The following is a 2,642-nucleotide window of genomic DNA, read 5'->3' as shown; positions in this document are numbered from 1 at the left end:
GCCGAACTGCCGGCCTGGCTCTTCCGGATCGCCCGGAACGCGGCCATCGACCGCGCCCGGCGGACCCGTCCGACCACCGAACTCGTCGAGCTCGAAGGCGGCGACCCGACCAGCCCGCTCGCCGACCGCTTGGACATCCGCCAAGCTCTCGCCCAGCTCACCCAGGAGCAGCGCTCGGTGATCCTCCTGCGCTTCGCCGCCGGCCTCTCGACACGCGAGACCGCAGTTGCGGTCGGCCGCCGCGAGAAGGCCGTCGAATCCCTCCAGCACCGCGCGCTCGAGGCGCTCGCGCGCCGGCTGAGCCCACGATGAGCCGGACCCTCGATCGCGCCCTCAACGCCATCGCCCGCGGCGAGGCGCCGCCGCCGGACACCGACCCGGCCGACGTGGCCATCATCGACGCTGCGCTGCGGCTCGCCGCCGTGGCCCGCTCGATCGAGCCGTCGGCGGGGGCGTTCTCCCGCGCGGTCGCGGCCGCGACCCTGCCGGCGCCGGCCCGCCCCTGGCCGGTGCGGCTGCTGCGGCCCGTGCTCGCGATCGCGCTCTCGGTCATCCTCGCTGCCGGCTTGGGCACCGCGTCGTACGCGAGCACCCCTGGCGAGCCGCTCTACCCGGCGCAGCGGCGCCTCGATGATCTGTACCTGGGGCTGCCGCGCTCGCCCGCCGACGCCACCCGCGCGTACGGCGCGGCGGCCGACCGCCGCGTTGCGCAGGCTGCTGCCGTCGCGACCCGGGTCGCTCCCGAGGTGCTGCGCGGTGTCCTCGACGACGCGGCCCGCTACCTGCGCGACGCGCGGGCGTCGCTGCAGCGCTCGCCGGAAAGCGAGCGGCGCTGGCTCCTCCAGTCGCTCCTCGAAACGCAGCGGTCCGCGAAGGACCGTCTCGCTGGGGCGCGCGAGAACGCGACCGGCGAGCAGCGCGGGCAGATCGGGCAGTTTGAAGAGGGGATCCAGCACGACATCGACGACGAGGAGCATGAGCTCCAGCAGGAGGGCGAGTCGGGTCGGGGCGGACCTGCCAAGCAGCCGACCGACGGCACGTCCGGGCAGGGTGGCGTTGGAAGTCGGACGAGCGAGGCCGATCAGAACGGCGGTGGGAAGTCCGACGGTGGCGAGAAGACCGACGGCGGCGGGCAGGGCGGCGGCGTGGACGGCGGGAGTACCGGGCATTAGAACCATCGTCCATTCGCCCGAATTCACCCGAATGGTTAGGGCCGGCGGCGCGTCAAATTCTGTGTACGGTGGCGGACCGATCCGCCGACTCGTGGGAGGTTCTAGATGCTGAAGTCACCACTGGCGGCGATTCTCGCGACCGGGCTCCTGCTCACCGCGGGCGCCGGGACCAGCCTCGCGAACGACCCGCTGCCCAACCCGAACGCCGTGACGGTGCCGGCGGACGAGCAGTGCGGCGCCGAGGGCGAGCAGCTCGGCAACCAGGAAGACACCGCCGCCTGCAACACCGACCAGGCCCAACAGGACAAGGCCGGCCCGGACGAGAAGGGCGACACGCAGACGGGCGAGAAGGGCGAGTCCGGCGCCACCGGCGCCACCGGCGCCACCGGTGCGTCCGGCGCGACGGATGCGACCGGCGCCTCCGGCGCGACGGGCGAGCTACAGGGCGACAACTAGAGGCAGCCAACCAGATCCCACCGTTCCCCCAGACGCGAACGCTGAGGCCCGGTCGACGATCGTCGACCGGGCCTCAGCAGGTCCTGAACGAGTACTCCGGCGCCGACTCGACGGACCGGCCGCTGCAGCCAGAACGTCCTTAGCCGCACCGCCCTCCGCGGTCGCTGATGCCTGACCACGAACGGTACGGCGGTCCCCGCTCGCATGCGCGACCGGAGGTCGGCCCGGTGCACTTGCGCGTCGCCGAACGAGATAGAGGCCGCGAGCAGCCGTCGGTTCATGCTGGCACGATGGCTCCATCGACACGACTCGGGTGGACGTGTGGCTGTGGGCCGTCCGGCTCTATAAGACCCGTTCGGCGGCGACGGCTGCTTGCCGGGGCGGCCATGTCAGCGTGAACCGTGCCGCGGCCAAGGCGTCGACGCCGGTGAAGGTCGGCGACCGCGTCGAGGCGTTCGTCGGGCGCGAGCACATCCTCGAGGTCGTGGTCGTCATCGACAAGCGGGTCGGGGCGGCGGTGGCGGCGACCTGCCTGGTCGACCACAGCCCGCCTGTCCCGGTGGTCAAGCGAGAGCCACCGGTGTTCGTCCGCGAGCGCGGCACCGGCCGCCCGACCAAGCGCGAGCGCCGCGAACTCGACCACCTCAGGCGGCCATAACGTCGACGCCGCGCTTCCTCTTTCAAGACCCCGCAGTCGACCGCTCGGCCAACCCTCCGAGGCAATGATTGCAAAGGTTCGGGTGCGATGTGTAAGACCCTAGCGGGACCTGTTGGATGCCATATCTGATGCCAATTTAACGAGCCGTGCCCCAATCCAAAGGCCGCGGCCAGGAAATCTCACGTCAGCTTGTGGCGGGTTTCGTTCTGTGCCGTGTGGCCGGACTTGAACCGGCGACACGGCGACGCATGGTGCTTCAGACCACTGGGCGCCTGCAATCGCCACGCTCGCCGCTATTGAGGTGCGCGCAAGGTCATCACGTTGAACGCCGCGACCGGCCGCGTCTGCCCCTTCAA

The 2,642-nt window shown here is 71.5% G+C and carries 4 protein-coding genes; all 4 read left to right on the top strand.

Annotation, left to right across the window (positions count from 1 at the left end; all coding sequences use genetic code 11):
• A partial coding sequence (locus VGV06_08330) for a sigma-70 family RNA polymerase sigma factor (GenBank protein HEV2055165.1) occupies window positions 1-312 on the top strand: 312 nt, incomplete at its 5' end.
• A complete protein-coding gene (locus VGV06_08325) occupies window positions 309-1,172 on the top strand; it encodes a hypothetical protein (protein HEV2055164.1) in 864 nt (287 codons plus the stop codon). The genes VGV06_08330 and VGV06_08325, both read left to right, overlap by 4 nt.
• A 105-nt stretch (window positions 1,173-1,277) precedes the next feature.
• A complete protein-coding gene (locus tag VGV06_08320; protein HEV2055163.1) occupies window positions 1,278-1,628 on the top strand; it encodes a hypothetical protein in 351 nt (116 codons plus the stop codon).
• A gap of 298 nt (window positions 1,629-1,926) precedes the next feature.
• Window positions 1,927-2,286, top strand: a complete 360-nt coding sequence (locus VGV06_08315) for an RNA-binding S4 domain-containing protein (protein ID HEV2055162.1) — start codon at window positions 1,927-1,929, stop codon at window positions 2,284-2,286.
• The last annotated feature ends 356 nt before the right edge of the window (window positions 2,287-2,642 follow it).

The sequence above is a fragment of the Candidatus Methylomirabilota bacterium genome (genome assembly GCA_035936835.1).
Classification (GTDB): Bacteria; Methylomirabilota; Methylomirabilia; order Rokubacteriales; family CSP1-6; genus AR37.
Note: the sequence above shows the minus strand (reverse complement) of the source record. Positions and strands in the feature narration are given on the sequence as shown.